14 protein-coding genes are annotated in these 19,022 nt (G+C 60.9%); 5 read left to right on the top strand and 9 right to left on the bottom strand.

The genetic code is table 11. The features are described 5' to 3' along the window. Positions 1 to 152: 152 nt before the first annotated feature. The 4 genes from rapZ to uvrA all read right to left on the bottom strand — a co-directional run bounded on the left by rapZ (position 153) and on the right by uvrA (position 7,768). Positions 153 to 1,094: an RNase adapter RapZ gene (rapZ, locus tag K315_RS0106400; RefSeq protein ID WP_015450602.1), complete on the bottom strand. Its 942-nt coding sequence runs from the start codon at positions 1,092 to 1,094 to the stop codon at positions 153 to 155. Continuing rightward, positions 1,087 to 2,115, bottom strand: coding sequence for a shikimate dehydrogenase family protein (locus K315_RS0106395; RefSeq protein WP_029576708.1), 1,029 nt, complete (start codon positions 2,113 to 2,115; stop codon positions 1,087 to 1,089). Before K315_RS0106395 ends, rapZ begins: the two co-directional genes overlap by 8 nt. Before the next feature lie 87 nt (positions 2,116 to 2,202). Continuing rightward, entirely contained in the window at positions 2,203 to 4,527 is a 2,325-nt protein-coding gene (gene uvrC, locus K315_RS0106390; RefSeq protein WP_483294749.1) for an excinuclease ABC subunit UvrC, read from the bottom strand. Between the two features lie 268 nt (positions 4,528 to 4,795). Beyond that, positions 4,796 to 7,768 (bottom strand): excinuclease ABC subunit UvrA, encoded by a 2,973-nt coding sequence (gene uvrA / locus K315_RS0106385; RefSeq protein WP_033520573.1) that lies wholly within the window; start codon positions 7,766 to 7,768, stop codon positions 4,796 to 4,798. A gap of 218 nt (positions 7,769 to 7,986) precedes the next feature. Between uvrA and K315_RS0106380 the strand changes: the two genes are divergently transcribed. Further along, on the top strand, positions 7,987 to 9,588 hold the full coding sequence (locus K315_RS0106380; protein ID WP_029576705.1) for an ABC-F family ATP-binding cassette domain-containing protein: 1,602 nt from the start codon (positions 7,987 to 7,989) through the stop codon (positions 9,586 to 9,588). 77 nt (positions 9,589 to 9,665) lie between these two features. Here the strand turns inward: K315_RS0106380 and K315_RS0106375 are convergent, their stop codons facing one another. Beyond that, entirely contained in the window at positions 9,666 to 10,373 is a 708-nt protein-coding gene (locus tag K315_RS0106375) for an SGNH/GDSL hydrolase family protein (RefSeq protein WP_029576704.1), read from the bottom strand. Between the two features lie 228 nt (positions 10,374 to 10,601). Between K315_RS0106375 and K315_RS0106370 the strand changes: the two genes are divergently transcribed. The 4 genes from K315_RS0106370 to K315_RS0106350 all read left to right on the top strand — a co-directional run bounded on the left by K315_RS0106370 (position 10,602) and on the right by K315_RS0106350 (position 15,124). Next, the gene (locus K315_RS0106370; RefSeq protein ID WP_029576703.1) at positions 10,602 to 12,413 is read left to right on the top strand and encodes a bifunctional ADP-dependent NAD(P)H-hydrate dehydratase/NAD(P)H-hydrate epimerase; all 1,812 of its coding nucleotides are present in this window, start codon (positions 10,602 to 10,604) and stop codon (positions 12,411 to 12,413) included. A 129-nt stretch (positions 12,414 to 12,542) separates the two neighbouring features. Next, positions 12,543 to 13,250 (top strand): DUF4232 domain-containing protein, encoded by a 708-nt coding sequence (locus K315_RS0106360; protein ID WP_162142814.1) that lies wholly within the window; start codon positions 12,543 to 12,545, stop codon positions 13,248 to 13,250. Positions 13,251 to 13,425: 175 nt separating this feature from the next. After that, positions 13,426 to 14,124 carry an HAD family hydrolase gene (locus tag K315_RS0106355; protein WP_029576701.1) on the top strand — a complete coding sequence of 233 codons (699 nt, stop codon included), beginning with the start codon at positions 13,426 to 13,428 and terminating at the stop codon, positions 14,122 to 14,124. Positions 14,125 to 14,200: 76 nt separating this feature from the next. Continuing rightward, positions 14,201 to 15,124, top strand: a complete 924-nt coding sequence (locus K315_RS0106350) for a LysR family transcriptional regulator (RefSeq protein WP_029576700.1) — start codon at positions 14,201 to 14,203, stop codon at positions 15,122 to 15,124. Positions 15,125 to 15,280: 156 nt separating this feature from the next. On the opposite strand, the gene pyrE is transcribed toward K315_RS0106350, so the two are convergent. The 4 genes from pyrE to pyrF all read right to left on the bottom strand — a co-directional run bounded on the left by pyrE (position 15,281) and on the right by pyrF (position 18,969). Further along, positions 15,281 to 15,985 (bottom strand): orotate phosphoribosyltransferase, encoded by a 705-nt coding sequence (gene pyrE / locus K315_RS0106345; RefSeq protein ID WP_033520540.1) that lies wholly within the window; start codon positions 15,983 to 15,985, stop codon positions 15,281 to 15,283. A gap of 108 nt (positions 15,986 to 16,093) precedes the next feature. Continuing rightward, positions 16,094 to 17,050, bottom strand: a complete 957-nt coding sequence (locus K315_RS0106340; RefSeq protein WP_033520539.1) for a dihydroorotate dehydrogenase — start codon at positions 17,048 to 17,050, stop codon at positions 16,094 to 16,096. Positions 17,051 to 17,063: 13 nt separating this feature from the next. Then, positions 17,064 to 17,888 carry a dihydroorotate dehydrogenase electron transfer subunit gene (locus tag K315_RS0106335; protein WP_029576697.1) on the bottom strand — a complete coding sequence of 275 codons (825 nt, stop codon included), beginning with the start codon at positions 17,886 to 17,888 and terminating at the stop codon, positions 17,064 to 17,066. Between the two features lie 115 nt (positions 17,889 to 18,003). Then, on the bottom strand, positions 18,004 to 18,969 hold the full coding sequence (gene pyrF / locus K315_RS0106330; RefSeq protein WP_029576696.1) for an orotidine-5'-phosphate decarboxylase: 966 nt from the start codon (positions 18,967 to 18,969) through the stop codon (positions 18,004 to 18,006). Positions 18,970 to 19,022: the final 53 nt, after the last annotated feature.

The following is a 19,022-nucleotide window of genomic DNA, read 5'->3' as shown; positions in this document are numbered from 1 at the left end:
GAGCCAACCTCCTACTTCCTGTTTCTCTTCACTGCCTCTGCAACATGCCGGCATAATCCGGCAAGGTGGCAACGTGTAACTGTGATATCCAATATCTTGGACAAGATTACGACAAGCCGTGTAAATTCAGCTTGGGGCTTTTTGTCATGCGGTCAGGCCTGATGCAGATGGCGATGCAGCTCGCGCGCGGACACCGTCACGGACAATCCTTGCGCGCGCAAACGCTCGGCAAGTGCATTGCTCATGGCCACTGAACGATGCTGACCTCCGGTACAGCCGATGGCTATGGTCACATAATGTTTGTCTTCCCTGGCGTAACCGTCGATGGCGATGCTGATGGCTCGCTGGTAGGCGTCAAGGAACTCCTTGGCACCCTTGCTCGAGAGCACATAGTCGCTCACCGGTTTGTCCAGACCGGTCAGCTCACGCAGGGAAGGTACCCAGTACGGATTGGGCAGGAATCTGACATCCGCCACGAAATCGGCATCGATCGGGATGCCGTATTTGAACCCGAAACTGAAGATATGGACCGAAACCGTGGTGGGGCCGGAGCCGAGTAACGCCTCATACAGTTTGGTGGACAGCTGATGGATGCTGAGCGACGACGTGTCGATCACCATATCCGCATGTTCCTTGAGATTGGCGAGCAACGTACGTTCTTCGAGAATGCCGTCAATCAGCCGGTTGCCATGCTGGAGCGGATGCGGGCGACGGACGGACTCGTACCGTTTGATCAGCACTTCGTTGCTGGCATCGAGGAACAGGATGCGCGTCTTGACACCCAGATCATCAAGATGACTGAGCACCTCGGACAAATCGTCGAAATAGCTGCGCGAACGAACATCCACCACGGCTGCGAGCTTGTGGACCTTCGAACCGGAGGATGTCATCATATCGACCAACGGGATCAGGAGTTTCGGGGGCATGTTGTCGACAACGTACCACCCCATGTCCTCGAGTGCATCCGCGGCATGCGTGCGTCCGGCTCCGCTCATACCGGTGATGAGCAGCACCTCGAAAGAATCGGCGGGATCCGGTCGATCGCCATTTCCCGTGGCGGCGGTCGCAGGGCTTTGTTCGCTCGTTTCAGCCATTCAGTGCCTCCAATAACGCTTCTCTCATTGCATCTTCCAGCGGGGCATCGACTTCCTCCATGACCGCCGGCTGATCCCCGTTCCAGCGTTCCGCTCCCCTGCCGGTCATCAGGCATACCTGCCCGATGGCTTGATACAGGAGCATGTCCTCGCCGCCGATGGACAGGCCGCCCGCCTGCGACCAAGCGCGGTTCAATGCGCTGGGACGTGGATCATAGGCGACGTCGAGCAAAGTGCCGTGTACCATGGCTCCGGCTTCACCCAAGGCGTCCGCAATGGGATCCGCGGCCCTCGACGGGAGCGTCGAAATCACGATATCGCAATCGGCGATCGTCTCAGGGACACGGTCGAGCACGATGATGTCGACGTCGATGCCGATGCCCGACAATCTGCCGTTGTCTCGATGCTCGGCAAGTGCGACGATGTCCGCATTATGCTCTGGATGGCGTGCGGCTACGGTGATACACCGCACCACCGCTCCCCCCGGGGAAGACAACTGAGACAATGCGGCGATCGCGGACATCGCGGTGTTCCCGTTGCCGATGACCAACGCGTGCATACCATGCCTCTGGGGTCGCATATCCGCTCCTGCCGTCTGCCACGCGTGGCGGATGGCCAGGTCGATGCCGTCAACGTCCGTGTTATACAGGCGCATCAAGGGAAGGCCGTGTTCTCGCGCCGGGCCGGGGATGCCGGGCTCGTCCCAGTCGAAGACCACGGTGTTGGCGACGGCAAGCCTGCGCGCCCACATATTGGAGGGAAGCCCGTACGGCTGGATGGTGCGTTTCAACGGCATGGTGAGGCTCAGACCTCGCCAACTCGAATCAAGGCCTGACAGAAACGGCCCAAGATGATCCTCGTCGATCTCGTAGCGGTGATACGACCACGTGCCGGCGAGGCCGAGCGCACGGTAGGCTGCCTGATGCAGCGTCGGCGAGAGTGAATGCCTGATCGGCTTGCCGAGCACCGCGCACTGGTTGCCGGTAATCGGAGCTCCCGCGGAATCCTGGATATCCATCATGCGTGTGCCTCCCCGTGTTCCAATCGTGTCTTCATGCCGCACACCCGTTCGGTGACGACGTTTCCGGCATTGCCCATGGTAGCCGAATCACTCGTCCTTCGCGTGGAGCGCCGCGTACACGGCTTCGGCCTTGGCGTGGCCGACGCCCTTAACCTGTTCGAGCTGTTCGATACTCGCCTCGCGCATTGTCCTGACCGATCCGAACGCATTGAGCAGACGCTTCTGGTAGGACGGCCCGATGCCCGGAATGTCGTCGAGCGCGGAACGCAAAGCCCCTTTTCTGCGTGTCTGACGATGGTAGGTGATGGCGAATCGGTGCGATTCGTCGCGCACGCGTTGCAACAGGTACATGCCTTCGGATTGGCGCGGGAGAATGATCGGATAGTCGTCATCCGGGACCCACACTTCCTCGAGACGCTTCGCAAGACCGCATACGGCGACATCGTCGACCCCGCAGTCATGCAATGCCTTCGCCGCCGCCATGACCTGGGGTTTGCCGCCATCGACCACGACGAGATTCGGTTTATAGGCGAAATGACGCCGTTGGGTGTTCTGTTGGATGACTTCGTCCGCGGCGGCTTCCTGTACGGCGTCCTGGTTGACCGTGCGCTGCGCCAGGATCGACTGCGCAGACCCGGACACGCCGGCAGCTTCTGCCGTCGTCGCCATACCTGCCGGTTCGCCGTTGCCGATTTCAGACCGGTCTGTGACGAGGGACGCATGCTGTTCGGACGCGTGCCGTTCGGCTTGCCGGATTCTGCGCTCGTTGTCCATGCTGTCACCGGAGTCGCCAGCGATATTTCCGTGGCGGAATCGTCTGGTCAGAGTCTCATACAGTGCGCTCAAGTCGTCGAGCGCGCCTTTGCCGTCATCACCACGGATGGCGAAGCGGCGGTATTCGGATTTCTTGGCGATGGCGTCTTCAAACACCACCATCGACGCCACCTGATAGGCGCCTCCGATGGTGTTGGAGATGTCGTAGCATTCGATGCGCAGCGGCGCCTGGGGCAATCCGAGCGCGTCCGCGACGTCGTTCATCGCTTGGGTGCGGGCGCCGATATCACTGATTCTGCTCATTTTGCTGCGTTGCAACGCTTGGGCGGCGTTGTCGTTGGCGCGTTCCATCAGGGTCCGTTTTTCGCCGCGACCAGGGACCCGAATCGTGACCAGCGATCCGCGTTCGCCGCTGAGCCATGCCTCGAGGTCAGCCCGTCTTGCCGGCTCGATGGGCATGAGGATTTCCCGCGGCACCGGAGCAATCGGGGCGAGCAAGTCGGCGCGGCCGGTTTGTTCCAACCGCTCGTGGCGGGTTCTTGTCGCCTGCGCCCTGGTAAGGCTGTCCGAAGCGGTGACGCTCTGGGTGGCTCCGATAGCGTCCCTGCGTTCTAGAACATTGATTGGCTGGGCGCCCTCGCCGGTACGGGAGCTTTGACCGCTACCGCGTTCATGGAGTAAATCGGCATACACCTGGACAATGAGATCGGACATCAGTTCGTCATCCCCGATATCCTCGACACGTTCGACGGTCCAGTTGCGTTCGCCGCGAATCGATCCGTCCCTGACGAAGAACACGTGGACCGACGCTTCAAGCTCGTCAGAGGACAGGCCGAAGACGTCGGCGTCCACATCCTGGTCGAGAACGACGGAATTTTGCTGCATGACGGTTTGCAGCATCGCGATTTCATCCCGCAACCTTGCAGCGCGTTCGAAATCAAGGTCGTCGCTCGCCGTTTTCATCTCCCGGCCAAGCTGGGCGATGTATGATTTACCGACCCTTCCGGTGAGCACACCAACCAGCCGCTCGCATTGGCGGCGATGGTCGGCCTCGCTGATACGTCCGACACAGGGTGCAGAACATTTGCCGATGGAGGCAAGCAGGCATGGCCTACCGGTGAGACGCGCCTTGTCGAACACCCCGTCCGAGCATGTGCGCACCGGGAAGGTCTTGAGCAGCCTATCCAAGCTGTGCCGAAGATCCCACACCTTCGCGTATGGGCCAAAATACCTGGTATCGCGCCGTTTTCTGCTGCGCGTCACCCATACGCGCGGCACGCTTTCCCCCACCGAGACGGCGAGGTACGGATAGGTTTTGTCATCACGGAACACGACATTGAACCGCGGGTCGAATTCCTTGATCCATGTGTATTCGAGGGTCAACGCCTCAAGCTCGGTGCCGACCACCGTCCATTCCAAGCTTCGTGCGGTGAGCACCATGGTCTGGGTGCGAGGATGCAGCTGGTCAAGGGGCTGGAAATAATTCGTCAGACGGTTGCGCAGGTTCTTCGCCTTACCGACGTAAATGACCCTGCCTTCGCCGTCACGCCACTTGTATACGCCAGGTTCCGCGGGAATGTCACCGGTTTTCGGGCGGAAAAGGTCTCGTGAGTCGCCAAGCAGCGGAGCCCCGTTCACGTTCACGCCCCGCGACGCGCCCACCTTGCCGCCAGTTGCGTCGCCTGCAGGGCCGTCCACAGTAGTGGAATCATGCCCCTGCGCAGCCTGCTCGGCCAGAATCCCCTTGGCTGTGGCACGCCAGCGATCAGGGCTGTGGCGCTCGATGATGCCCATCTGCTCGTCGGTTCCTTTCCATGGTTATCTGTCGTGTTCCGGTTCCGGTGCGTTGACGTACATGTACGTCCCGCGCCCATACCATTCACGGTTTCCCGGAGATTCCTGGGGTTCAGAGCATGTCCTTGAGGAATCGGCCGGTCCAGCTGTTCTCGTTCTTTGCGACCTGTTCCGGCGTGCCCTGAGCAACAACGGTGCCGCCGCCATCGCCGCCTTCAGGACCGAGATCGATAATCCAGTCCGCCGATTTGATGACGTCGAGGTTATGCTCAATCACGATGACTGTATTGCCTTTGTCGACAAGCCCCTGCAGGACAAAGAGCAGTTTACGTACATCTTCGAAATGCAGGCCGGTGGTCGGCTCGTCGAGAATGTAGACGGTTTTGCCGGTGGAGCGCCGCTGCAACTCGGTCGCCAGCTTGACTCGCTGCGATTCACCACCTGACAGGGTCGTCGCCGGCTGTCCCAGACGAATATATCCCAAGCCGACCTGAGTGAGTGTATCGAGATACCGGGAGATGGACGGGTAGGCTTTGAAGAACTTTGCCGCCTCCTCGATGGGCATGTCGAGTACGTCCGCCACCGATTTGCCGTTGTATTTGACTTCCAGGGTCTCACGGTTGTACCGCTTGCCGTGGCATTCCTCGCACTGGACGTACACGTCGGGCAGGAAGTTCATCTCGATTTTCAACGTGCCGTCGCCGTGGCAGGCTTCGCAACGGCCTCCTTTGACGTTGAACGAGAACCGTCCCGGCCCATAGCCTCGCACCTGGGCTTCGGGCGTCTTGGCGAAGAGCGCACGAATCTTGTCCCACACACCGGTGTACGTGGCCGGATTGGACCGTGGGGTCCTGCCGATGGGGTTCTGGTCGACATGAATGACCTTGTCACACTGTTCGATGCCCTCAATCCTGGTATGTTTTCCTGGCACGATCCGCGCGCCATTGAGTTTGTCAGCCAACACGGGGTACAGAATCGTGTTCACCAACGTGGATTTGCCCGAACCGGACACGCCGGTAACACAGGTCATGACGCCCAGCGGGAAGTTCACATTGATGTTCTTGAGGTTGTTCTCCCGAGCGCCGACAACGGTGAGCCTCCGGCCAGTGTTGGTACGGCGACGACGTTTCGGCACTTCGATCGCACGCCGCCCGGCGATGTAGTCACCTGTGATGGAGCGCGGCGCATCGACGATATGCGCAGCCGGCCCGGAGTAGACCACTTCGCCGCCGTGTTCACCCGCTCCGGGGCCGATATCGACCAGCCAGTCCGCGGTTTCGATCGTCTCCTGGTCATGCTCGACGACAATCAGGGTATTGCCCAGATCGCGCAGATGATGAAGCGTTTCGATCAGCCGCTTGTTGTCCCGCTGGTGCAGGCCGATGGAAGGCTCATCCAACACGTACATGACCCCGACGAGTCCGGAGCCTATCTGCGTGGCGAGCCGGATGCGCTGTGCCTCGCCGCCGGACAAGGTCTTCGCAGCGCGCGACAAGGTCAGGTAGCTCAATCCGACATCGTTGAGGAACGCGAGACGTGCCCTGATCTCCTTGACCACCTCGCCGGCGATCGCGGCGGCGGAACCTTCCAGACGCAGATTCTTTATCCATGCGAGACTGCGTTCGACCGGCATATCGCATACGTCGGCGATGGATTTGCCGTCCACCGTCACTGCCAGCACTTCCGGGCGAAGGCGTTTGCCGCCACACGCTTGGCATGGCACCTCGCGCATGTAGGACTCGTAATATTGCTTCATCTGGTCGGAATCCGTCTCGTCATGGCGGCGCATCAGCGTACGCACGACACCTTCGAATCCCGTCGAATATTCGCGCAGACGGCCCCAGCGGTTACGGTACGAGACCTTGACCTTGAAATCATGGCCGTACATGATGGCATGACGGACGTCTTCAGGCAGGTCCTGCCATGGCGTATCGAGATCGAATCCCATCTCCTCGCCGAGGCCTTCCAACACATGCCGGTAATAATCACCGGTGCCCTTGGTCAGCCCCCACGGCTCGATAGCGCCTTCGTTGAGGGTTTTCGACGGGTCGGGAATCACCAGTTCAGGGTCGATTTCCAGGTTGTACCCGATGCCGGTACATGCGGGGCATGCGCCGTACGGGGCGTTGAATGAGAAGGTGCGAGGTTCGATTTCGTCAAGCTCAAGCTGATGACCGTTCGGGCACGCCCGCTTTTCCGAGAATGGACGCCGACGGTTCGGGTCGTGTTCGTCGAGATCGACGAAATCCGCGACGACCAGGCCTTTGGACAATTTCAGCGCCGTCTCGATGGAATCGGTGAGCCGTTGGCGGATGCCGTCCTTGATGACTAGACGGTCAACCACCACTTCAATGGTGTGTTTCTTCTGCTTGGCAAGTTTGATGTCGTCGGACAGTTGCCGCATGTCGCCGTCGATCAGGGCGCGGGCGTACCCTTCGGCGCGCAGGAGTTCAAGCAGATCCACGAATTCACCCTTGCGGCCTCTGACCACGGGGGCGAGAATCTGGAAACGGGTGCGCTCCGGCATGGCAAGCAAGGAGTCAACCTTCTGCTGCGGGGTCTGCGCGCTCACCGGTTCGCCGCACACCGGGCAATGGGGCTCTCCGGTACGCGCGAACAGCAGTCGCAGATAGTCGTAGATCTCGGTGATGGTGCCGACCGTCGATCTGGGGTTGCGGTTCGTGGTTTTCTGGTCAATCGACACCGCAGGGCTCAAGCCTTCGATGAAATCGACATTCGGCTTGTCCATCCTCCCAAGGAATTGCCGCGCGTAGGCGCTTAGGGATTCGACATATCGGCGTTGCCCTTCGGCGAACAGCGTGTCGAACGCCAGCGACGATTTTCCCGACCCGGACAATCCGGTGAACACCACCATGCGATTGCGTGGCACTGACAAATCGACGTTCTTGAGGTTGTGTTCGCGAGCGCCTTGGATGGTGATTTTCAGATCGTTGGGGATGTGGCTGATATCGGCGACGAGGGAGCCGTCATGCTCCCGCAATGGCGCTTTCGCGAGCTCCCGCTGCAGGAACGAATCACTGTCGAGGATATGCTCGGTCGCGGTGGTGCGATGCTGGTGCTGCACCTGTTGTGCTGTGCTCACGTCTTGCCTCCGATACGTCTGGTACTGGGTTCTAGGATACAGGCAAGCACGACGAAATTCGAACAGATGTTCGATATTGGGTTGAACCGCGGGCGAGCGCCGCGCGTGTCGCGCAATGACATGCCCGGCACGTCGGCGCCCCATGGGTAAGATAACCCGTTGGACTTTGACCCGGATGATGAAAGAAACGGCAGGTTGGCATGGCTATCGAGGCGAAGGGACTGGAGATACAGATCGGTGTGCGTACATTGCTGCATCCCACTGATTTCCATGTCGTCAAAGGCGACAAGATCGGTCTTGTCGGCCGAAACGGCGCAGGCAAGACGACACTGACGCGCGTGATCACCGGTGATATGCTCCCCGCCGCGGGTTCTGTTCGCATTTCCGGCAAGCTTGGGTATCTTCCCCAGGACACGCATGCCGCCGACCCTACGCAGACCGCGTTGGACAGGATGATGAGCGCCCGTGATATCGCGACGATCATTTCGCGTTTGCGCAAGGCGGAAAAGGATATGACCGATCCTGACCCTGATGTGATGACCAAGGCGATGAACCGGTATGACAAGGCCATGCAGGATTTTGAGAAGGCAGGCGGGTATGCCGCCCAGTCCGAGGCGATTTCGATGGCCGATAGCCTGGGTTTGCCGCAAGAGGTGATGCAGCAGCAGCTGGGCACATTGTCCGGTGGCCAGCGGCGACGCATCGAGCTGGCGCGCATCTTGTTCTCCGACGCCGACACGCTGATTCTCGACGAGCCGACAAACCATTTGGATGCTGATTCGATTGAGTGGCTGCGTGGCTATCTCAAGCGTTTCGAAGGCGGTTTCTTGGTAATCTCCCACTCCACGGAGCTGTTGGATGAGGTTGTGAACAAGGTGTGGCATTTGGACGCCCAGCTTGGCCAGATTGACATGTATTCGCTGGGCTGGAAGGCCTATCTGCACCAGCGTGTGGTCGACGAGGAGCGCCGCCGCCGTGAACGCGAGGTCGCGGAGAAGAAGGCGGAACGCCTGATGAAGCAAGGCATCCGGCTGCATGCGAAGGCTACGAAGGCGGTCGCCGCCCAGAATATGATGCGCCGCGCCGAACGGTTGCTCGCAGAGACAAGCGAGGCGGAGAAGAAGGAGAAAGTCGCCGACATCCGCTTCCCGGAACCGGCGCCTTGCGGCCATACCCCGATCATGGCGAAGGATATTTCCAAGGCCTTCGGGTCCAATATCGTGTTCGCGGGTATCAATCTGGCAATCGACAAGGGTTCACGCGTCGTGATTCTCGGCTATAACGGCGCCGGCAAGACGACGACGTTGCGGATTTTGGCCGGCGAGGAGCAGCCGGATACCGGCGAAGTGGTGTATGGGCACGGTTGCAAGATCGGGTATTTCGCTCAGGAGCACGACACGCTTGATATGGATGCGACGGTGTTGGAGAATCTCCAGCATGTGGCTCCCGAGCTTGACGACACTCATACGCGTTCGATTCTGGGCAGTTTCCTCTTCTCCGGTGATGACGTGATGAAGCCGACGAAAGTGCTCTCCGGCGGCGAGAAAACCCGATTGGCGCTCGCCACGCTGGTAACGTCCCGTGCGAACGTGTTGCTGTTGGATGAGCCGACCAACAACCTCGACCCCGTCTCCCGCGACGAAATCCTCAAGGCGATTGCGAAATACGAGGGGGCGATCGTACTGGTCACCCACGATGAAGGAGCCGTCGAAGCGTTGAACCCGGAACGTGTCCTGCTCATGCCCGACGGCGACGAGGATCTGTGGAACGACGGGTATTTGGAGCTCGTCGCCGAAGAATAACCGTGGCACTTGGCCAACGGAGCCCTGTCCTATGGGTTCTGCGGCTACAGCGTTGGGATCCTTAGCCGCAACCGGTGCTACCGCAGTTCGGAGGTCATCCATCCGCCGAGCAGCTGTCCGACGCGTTCCGCCATGCACCGGTACCCGTATGCGCTGGGGTGGAAATGGTCGTGCGCGTAGAAATCGCCTCGATCGGCATGCACATCCTCGTGGGTCATGTCAAGGAACCTGACGCCATGCTGTTCGCAGATCTCACGGCTGGTCTGCGTCTGTTCGTCGGTCATGTCCGCGATTACGTGACGCAATGACCGCCCCAGCGAAGGACTGCGGTACAGCTGGGCGGCACTGAACACGACCACATGGTCGGCGCGCCCCTTGGCCAGGTCAATCGACGCTGACAGGTCGTCACGCCACTGGGCGATGGTCCTGCGTGCCATCAAATCGTTCGAACCGGCGCACAACACCATGAGATCGGCATGGTGATCGACCTGCGGGAGCAGACGGTATCGAACGCGGCGCATCGTGGCGCCAAGCTTGCCGACGGCACGCCAGTCAACCGGCCTGTCGAGCATATCGGAGAACACCGATGCCATGGCGGGTGTGAATCCCTCGGACTGGTTCTCGACCCCGCAGCCGGCGATCATCGAATCACCCACGGCAACGAACGACAACGCGTCACCGGGATCATCGGTGTTGACGACACCGTGCCGCTTCCCCTGCGGCTCAGGATCAAGATGGATTGTATGCTGCGCCCATAACGCTTCAGCAGCCGCCACTACGTTCATGCCCACGCTCCCTGGTCTTCTCCCGGATGTTCGCCGATTCGCTCATCCCCACCACTGTACCGCCCTAGGGGAGACGAACACCTTAAGCCGGGTTTTCTTGCTGTATGCAACTGCGAACAAGGGAACGGGTGGAGCATGATTCACCCGGAAAGGGACTACAGTTGGAAGAGCAGTCCTGATGCCGTGCGCAGCGGGCCTGGACGCCAATGATAGGAAAGGGGCCATGCCATGGGTGAGAGCATCGATCATGAACGCCTGCAAATGCTTAGATTCAACGCATATGCCGCGGACACGGTACGTGAACTGGAGCGGCCGCTGTTGGATGACGGCGTCCCACTGATGCGTATGGCTGCGGCAGCCGCCGCGCATGAGGCTAAACGCATGCTCGGCGCCCAAGGCGTAGCGCTCGAGGACGCCAATGTGGTCGTACTCGCCGGAGCCGGCGACAACGGCGGCGACGGCTTGTTCGCAGCGGCGCAACTTGCCGGAGAGGATGCCCGGGTCACGGTAGTCGCCGTCGGACGAGGCCTGCATGACGCCGGTTTCGCAGCGTTCGCACATAGCGGCGGACGTGTGCTAGTCCTTGACCCGGAAGCCGAGATCCCCGGTTGCGTCACCGGTTTCTCCGCAGGCGAAGCCGGTGAGCGTCTCCGCGTAGCCGTCGATCTGGTCAATCAGGCGGATCTTGTCATGGACGCGATGACGGGGATAGGGGTTTCCGGCGCATTGCACGGCATCGCGGCGACATTGACGTCGGCGTTATTGGATTCGTGGGGTATCGACGGGCGGACTGGTTCCGAGACGATCCAAGACCATCCTGTCGAACGGCCGCTGGTATTGGCGGTGGACACGCCTTCGGGTATCGGCGTGGACGATGGTACACTCCCCGGTCCGTACCTTACTGCTGACCGGACCGTGATGTTCGGCGCCCTCAAGCCGTGCGCCATGCTGCCTCCCGCAGCGTACGCCTGTGGCAAAGTCACGCTCGTCGATTTCGGGTTCGATATCGACGAAGCCGAACCCGCCTCGGAAATGATGGACGCCGACCTCGCATCCTCCGCGATTCTCGTGCCGTCCGTACATGACATGAAATACACGCGCGGAGTCGTCGGGCTGGTCACCGGGTCGACGCGATATCCGGGGGCTGCGGTTCTGGGGACCAGCGCAGCCGCAAGATCAAGCATCGGCATGGTACGCTATCTCGGCCCGCAACGCGCCCAGGATCTCGTGTTGCAGGCGCTGCCGGAAGCGGTCATCGGCAAAGGGCATGTGAACGCCTGGGTCGTCGGTTCGGGCGTCCCCGCGTCCACGGACACAGCAGACAGTGACGATATCCAACGTGAGACGATAACACGACTGCTGGCACATTATGCGCTCGTCGACGAGTCCGGAACCAACGACGACGGTGGCGATGCAGTAGCGCAGGGCACCCATCCTGACGCGATGCCGCCCATTGTCGTGGACGCCGGCGCGCTCGACCTGCTGCCCGCCCGGGTTCCCGGCAATGTGGTGATTACCCCGCACGCCGGGGAGTTGGCGGGCTTGTTGACCAGACTCGATGCCATAAACGGGCCGGTTACAGCCGACCAGGTGATGTCAGCGCCCGTCCGGTATGCACAGCTCGCCCATGAGAATACCGGCGCAACGGTCGTGCTCAAAGGCGCGATCAGTGTCATCGCCGGAACCGACCCGTACGACAACAACCGCACGCGGATCCTCCTGTGCGGACGTGCCCCCGCATGGCTGGGCACGGCCGGCGCGGGAGACGTACTTGCCGGTATGATCGGGGCGTTGCTATCCCAGTCCGATGTGTTCGAATCACCCGATGACGCCCCAGCGGTGGCCGACACCGTCGCCGCGGCCGTGTATCTGCACGGTCTGGCTGCCGCCATCGCCTCGCACGCGACGCAATGCGGGTGGCGCGCGCCCGAAATCTACGGTGCCGGCGAGCGCAACACCGGGTATGATGCCGGCGAGCCGATTATCGCAAGCGATGTGGTGCGCTCCATTCCGCAGGCCATCGCCAAGCTCATCGGGTGAAACCCGCGAACGTCAGGTTCCCCATTTCCAGCGACGGTACAGGTACAATGAAGCCATGACGTGGTCGTATGCGTCAACAGTAGGAGAATGGTAGAAGAGTTTGTGCGCTTCGCTGAGGAAGGACATATCATGATCGTTTCCCGACATGGCAATGGTTCCAACGGTTTGTCGTCCGGTACCGGTTCATCACGGCGGTCCGGGGCTCATTCCCCGGCTCGGGCGTGGGCGGTAATCGCATTGAGTGCGGCGGTGATGGCCGGCTCCCTGTGCGCGTGCGGCTCGATATCCGGAACGAATGCCAGCCCGTCCGCCTCGGCATCGTCCCCCGCAGCTTCACAATCCCCCTCCTCCACCGCGTCGGCATCTTCACCGTCCGCCTCGGCATCGGCCTCCTCTTCCGCCGCCGCTACCGGCGCATGCACCACGAAGGAACTGACCGCGAAGCTGACGCAAGGCGCGGGTGGGGGCGCGGGAAGCTCCTACCCGTATCTGGTGTTGACCAATTCCGGTTCGCAAACCTGCACGTTGCGTGGATATCCGGGCGTTTCTCTACGTCACGGTGACACGCAAATCGGCGCTGCAGCGAAGCGCGACAGCACAGTCACTGCCTCCACGATCACACTCAAGCCGGGGCAATCCGCGCACAGCGCCCTGCGCATCGTGAACGCTGAGAATTTCGATGCCGCGGATTGCACACCAACCGCTGCTGACACGATGCTCATCTACCCTCCGGACCAGACGGACGCCCTCAGCATCGATGCCACTGGCCTCACCGGATGCGCGGACGAAAATACCCAGATTCTGTACGTTCAGGTATTCCAACCCGGCGAAGAGTGAGCCACGCCCTGTTTGCGATACGTTCCCGAGATGTTCATATCCCCGATACGCCGGTCTACGCAAGTCCGGGGGCCGTTGCCGCTAGACTGTGGTGCGGGCTTGGTCGCTGGCGGAGCTGACTGATGAATGACGCGCGCGTCGGTGACCATCGCCGAGGCCCATAGGAAGGGACAGCATGACGACACTGGCAACGCAGACGGCAGGACCGCAGGACGGCAAGAAGCACGCAGAGCCCACGGAACATGAAGCTGCGGCGATCAGCGATGTCGTGTTCGATTTCTGCGGTGTCCTGATCGACTGGCAGTGTGGTGCCGCGTTGCGCGGCCGCTACCCCGACAGTCTGGTCGACCGCATCTGCGCACCGGACGACCCGTATGGCTTCTTCGATTATGAGGACCGTATGGACCACGGTGAGGCGCTCGCGGATATCCTCCCGAATGTCAGGCACGACCACGGGGATGACATCGCCGATATCTTTGCCGACTACATCGCCCGCTACGACGATTCCCTGACGCGGATCATCCCGGGCATGGAATCGCTCCTCAAGGATTTGAAGGCCGCCGGATACGGCGTGTGGGGGTTGACGAACTGGTCGTATGAGACCTTCCACTTCGCGTTCGACAAGTTCCCACAGCTCAAGGAACTGCTCGACGGGACCGTGGTGTCGGGCGTGGAGAAGCAGTTCAAGCCGAACGCGGGCTTCTACCGTCTGGCTTTGGGCCGTTTCGGCATCGCCGACCCCGCATCCAGCGTGTTCTTCGACGACACGCCGCGCAATGTCGAGGGTGCGAAATCCGTGGGCATGCATGCGTTCCTGTTCGATGACGCGACGCACGCCAGACGCGAGCTGCAATTGTTGGGCGTGCGGATCTGATCCGGTGTTGAGGGCCACACCAGCATGTGGATATAACCACCCGATTCTTGACATCCTCGTGATATAAAATCCTCTTATGACTCTCTTGCAACTCAAGTACATCGTCAAAATCGTCGAATGTGGTTCGATGAACGAGGCCTCCCACGAGCTGTATGTCTCGCAACCGGCCTTGAGTTCGTCGGTCAAGGAACTGGAGCACGAGCTGGGCATCGAGATCTTCACCCGATCCTCCCAGGGCATCGCGCTGACCGTGGACGGCGCGGAATTCCTCACCTATGCGCGTCAGGTGCTCGACCAGGCCTCACTGCTCGAGGAACGCTACAAGAATGCGAAGCCACGCAAGCAGCTGTGCAGCGTCTCGACCCAGCATTACATGTTCGCTGTCGAGGCGTTCGTCGAAATGATCAACTCAATTAAATCCGACGAATACGAGTTCACCATCCGCGAGACACGCACCAAGGACATCATCAACCAGGTCGCCAACATGCAGTCCGAAATCGGCATCCTGTATCTGTCCGATTTCAACAAAAACGTGATCAACAAGCTGCTGCGCGAGAAGCATCTCGTGTTCCACCCGCTGTTCCGTGCGAACCTGCATGTGTTCATCTCGCGAGACAATCCGCTGGCCGGCAAGAAAAAAGTCACGATGGAAGACCTCAAGCCCTTCCCGTTCATCCAGTATGAACAAGGCTCCGAGGGCAGCTTCTATTTCGCCGAGGAAGCGGTGTGGCCGGAGTACTCCCCCAAGCAAATCAACGTGACCGACCGTGCGACGATTCTCAACTTCATTATCGGTCTCAACGGCTACACCGTGTGCACGGGCATCGACAACGGCGACCTCAACAATGAGAAGATCGTCACCGTGCCACTGGACACGGACGAGACGATGCTGCTTGGCTGGATCACCAACGAGCGTGCGAAACTCTCGACCGCCGCGCAGACCTATCTGGACAAGCTGCGTACGGTGATCGCCTCCCACGGGTATAAGCTCATCGACTAATCCCGCAAGGCGCAAGACGTCGCTCGACGCTCACCGGATGTGAGGACGTCGCATACCGACACGAACGCAATAACGATAAGGCCGGCCGGGAACCCCATACGGTGGTTCCTGGCCGGCCGTTGTCCGCAGTGACGTGCGAATCACATCATGCGGTTGTCACGCGCCATACGTGTCGAGATACTCCTTGGCACGCGTCTTGATGTCCTCGTCGAGCAGCGGCAGGCCATCATCGCCGGTCATATGCGACGCCGCATCGAAAATCTCACGCACGTTCGCGATGGAAACGACCGGGAAGCCGAACTCCTGCTGCACGGCGGCGACGGCGGATATATTGCTATCCCGCGTTTTCTCCATGCGATCGACCGACAACACCAGTCCGACAATCTGCACGTCGGCCGCCTCGCGCAGTTTGGGCACGACCTCGCGTACGGCAGTTCCCGCGGTCATCACATCGTCGACAAGCAGCACTTTCATGCCGTCACGCAGCTGGGTCCCGACGAACATGCCGCCGTCACCGTGATCCTTGCGCTCCTTGCGGTCGAAGGTGTAGCCGACGCCCATATCGTATTGCGCGGTCAGGGCGATCGCCGTGGAAACCGCCAGCGGGATGCCCTTGTACGCTGGCCCGAACACGGTATCTATATCCCCGGGCAGGGTTCCGTCCGCAATTGCGGTGTTGATCTTCTCAGCGTAGAACGAGCCAAGCAAAGCAATTTTGCGACCGGTGTCGAAGGCTCCCGCGTTGATGAAATACGGTGAGCGACGGCCTGACTTCAGGGTGAAATCTCCGAACTTCAATGCCTGCGATTGCAAGAGGAACGAGGTGAATCTCCGGTCGAGCGGCACTTTCTGCTCAGTCATAGGTCAGAGGATCCTTTCTCTATTCGGCCACACTCCAGGGCACGGCCGATGCCTGCACTGGGTGCAGACGGTTACCGGAACATCAGGGTACCGCAAGGGGGTTGACCGTCACCGCCAAGTCTGGCCTGCGGCAAGTTTCGCGGCAAGCTCGGGCCGGGAGTCCAGCAGGTCGTCCAATTCGCGGGCCACACGCATCGGAGCAGTCGGCTCATACAACGCCACAGCACCGACCTCGACGGCGTTCGCCCCAGCATACAGGTATTCCAAGGCTTTTTCACCGGAATCGATGCCGCCAATGCCGATAATCGGAATATCGGGCAACGCCTGGCGCACACGCCATACGGAGCTCAGGCCGATCGGGAAAATCGCCGGCCCGGACACGCCACCCGTGCGGTTCGCGAGAATCGGCTCGCCCGTGCGGATGTCGATACGCATGCCGACCAGCGTGTTGATCATGCTCAACGCGTCGGCACCGCCGTCCACCGCGGCTTTCGCAATCGGGACGATATCCGTCACATTCGGGGTGAGTTTCACAATCAAAGGCTTCGAGGTGATATGACGCAAGCGGGTAATCAGCCGGTTGAGTGCTACCGGGTCGGTGCCCACGCTCATGCCGCCGTGGGTGACATTCGGGCAGCTCACGTTGATTTCCAGCATATCCGCAGGGCAATCGGCAAGTTTGGCGACCACTTCGGCGTAGTCGTCATCGCAATGGCCGGCCACATTGGTGACAACCGTCGCGCCTTCCTTCTTGAGCTTGGGCAGCTCGTCGACGAGATAATGGTCGACACCCGGGTTCTGCAAGCCGACCGAATTGACCGTGCCCGCCGGGGTTTCGGCCGTACGCGGCCCGGGATTGCCTTCCCACGGGACCGGGGAAACGCCCTTGGTGGTCACCGCGCCCATCTGGCTGACATCGTAGAACCAGTGGCACGCGTCATACTGGAACGTGCCTGAGGCGGTGCCCACCGGGTTCTTCCACTCGACGCCGGCAACGACAGTGCCGTGCTTCCATTCGTGCGGTTCGTAAACGTTGATCTGCTTGTCCATCTGCTGCTCCTGCATCGTGCCTTGACCTCTACTTGTCCCATCCGAGTTGTTCCGGGGTGAATACTGGGCCGGCGACGCACACTTTCTGCCGTCCCTCCGCCGTGTCGACGACGCACACGTAGCAGGTGCCGTACCCGCAGCCCATACGCGCCTCGAGGCTCAACTGGCATGGGATATCGCGCGCGACCGCCCAGGAGGCGACGGCACGCATCATCGGCATCGGGCCACAGGACAGGATGACCGGCGGCAGTTCCCCGTTGACCAGCGAATCCTCGATCGAATCAAGCAGATCGACGACATTGCCTTGCGCGTTTGTGATGCTTTCCACACGTTCCGCGTATTTTGCCACCAGTTCGTCGGCGAAGCGTTCGTCACGATACCCGAACGCGGCGGTCGCGGTCGCGTCATCACGCAACGCGAGCTTCTGGGCGGCATACAGCAGCGGTGGCACGCCGAGACCACCCGCCACCAGCACATAGTTCGCGGCAGCTTTCATGTCGAATCCACGCCCCAAGGGGCCCATGACATCGACGGTATCGCCTGCTGCCAGCCGGGAGAACTCCTCGGTGCCCTTGCCAACGACCGCGAAGATCAGGCTCACGTCATCGCCCTCGACTTCGCTGACGCCGAACGGCCGGGGCATCAGGCGCGTGGGATCCGCGGAATACAGATCCACGAACTGGGCCGGCTTGGCATGTCCCGCGATGTAGCTGTCACGGAAGGTAAGTCGATAGATGCCATCCGACAATCTGCGGTTATCCACCACCGGTACGGTGCGCCTGCCGGGGAAGCGTCCCGCACGGGATGCTTCGGCGGTCACGTCGAAGGTTGGGATAAACGTTGCGTTGGGCATTGCCTCTCCTTTGGGCTGTTGGGCTTGGTAGCTGTGGGTGGCTGAACCTGTGCGGCTGAACGTGCGAGACGTCCGCCGACGGGTGCATTCTATTGCTTCGGTGTTACGCGGTGTGTCAGGCGAGCGTGGCCTCCAGGTCGTCCCGCATGGCGATTGCCGCGTCCCGGGCGCTGGTGGCGACCAGGGCGAGCGCATCGTCAGCGGACATGTTCTCGTCGTATCCGCCGTTCTTGCGCCATGCGCCGATGATGCCGCGCGACGAGTTGACGATCGCCCCGGAGCTTTCGGCATCGAACATGCCGGCGACATCCTGCGCGGTGCCGCCTTGCGCCCCGTAGCCGGGGACTAGGAAGAAGGTATGCGGCATGCGTTCGCGCAACTGTTTGCCTTGCTCAGGGTGGGTTGCACCGACGACCGCGCCGACACGCGTGTATCCGGATGCACCAAGCGTTTCGGCGCCCCACTGCTCGACGAGGTCAGCGACACGCTCGTACAGGCGTGTCCCGTCGGCGAGCTCGAGCTCTTGGATTTCCTTGCTGGACGGGTTGGAGGTGCGTACCAGCACGAACAGGTCCTTGTCGGCTGCCTTGGCCGCGTCCACGAACGGGGTGATGCCGTCCGTGCCCAGATACGGGTTGACGGTGACGGCGTCCTCGTGCCACAGGTCGAGAGCATCGCCGTCCTGCGCGTTGAGCCCGCCCAGATGCCGCGCGTAGGCGGCGGCCGTCGAGCCGATATCGCCGCGCTTGATATCCCCGAGTACGTACAGGCCTTGGGATTGCGCGTATTCGCAGGTCATCTCATAGGTGTCGATGCCGGCGGGCCCCAAGGCTTCATACATCGCGATTTGCGGTTTGACGGCAGGCACGATGCCCGCGATCGCGTCAATAATCGCGCGGTTGAACTCGAAATATGCGACCGCACGCTGCATGGCGGGGATTTCAGCCGGGTCATCGACTTGGTCGGCGACCTCCTCGTGGAAGGAGTCGATGAGCTGCGCCGGCACCACCTGGTCGGTCGGGTCGAGCCCGACGACGCTTGGATTGTGCGTCGTATTGATCGCTTCGATGAGCTTGTCCATGTGCCTTCTTTCAAAACGCTGTGAGCATGTGGCTTGGGTATTGCGACGGTTGC

This window comes from Bifidobacterium thermacidophilum subsp. thermacidophilum DSM 15837 (assembly GCF_000426425.1).
Lineage (GTDB): Bacteria > Actinomycetota > Actinomycetes > Actinomycetales > Bifidobacteriaceae > Bifidobacterium > Bifidobacterium thermacidophilum.
This window is presented reverse-complemented; position numbering and strand designations above follow the sequence as displayed.

Coding starts and splice junctions, on each gene's coding strand:
- rapZ (WP_015450602.1), bottom strand. CDS start 1,094: ATGGCTGAAACGAGCGAACAAAGCCCTGCGACCGCCGCCACGGGAAAT.
- K315_RS0106395 (WP_029576708.1), bottom strand. CDS start 2,115: ATGATGGATATCCAGGATTCCGCGGGAGCTCCGATTACCGGCAACCAG.
- K315_RS0106380 (WP_029576705.1), top strand. CDS start 7,987: ATGGCTATCGAGGCGAAGGGACTGGAGATACAGATCGGTGTGCGTACA.
- K315_RS0106375 (WP_029576704.1), bottom strand. CDS start 10,373: ATGAACGTAGTGGCGGCTGCTGAAGCGTTATGGGCGCAGCATACAATC.
- K315_RS0106370 (WP_029576703.1), top strand. CDS start 10,602: ATGGGTGAGAGCATCGATCATGAACGCCTGCAAATGCTTAGATTCAAC.
- K315_RS0106360 (WP_162142814.1), top strand. CDS start 12,543: ATGATCGTTTCCCGACATGGCAATGGTTCCAACGGTTTGTCGTCCGGT.
- K315_RS0106355 (WP_029576701.1), top strand. CDS start 13,426: ATGACGACACTGGCAACGCAGACGGCAGGACCGCAGGACGGCAAGAAG.
- K315_RS0106350 (WP_029576700.1), top strand. CDS start 14,201: ATGACTCTCTTGCAACTCAAGTACATCGTCAAAATCGTCGAATGTGGT.
- pyrE (WP_033520540.1), bottom strand. CDS start 15,985: ATGACTGAGCAGAAAGTGCCGCTCGACCGGAGATTCACCTCGTTCCTC.
- K315_RS0106340 (WP_033520539.1), bottom strand. CDS start 17,050: ATGCAGGAGCAGCAGATGGACAAGCAGATCAACGTTTACGAACCGCAC.
- K315_RS0106335 (WP_029576697.1), bottom strand. CDS start 17,888: ATGCCCAACGCAACGTTTATCCCAACCTTCGACGTGACCGCCGAAGCA.
- pyrF (WP_029576696.1), bottom strand. CDS start 18,969: ATGGACAAGCTCATCGAAGCGATCAATACGACGCACAATCCAAGCGTC.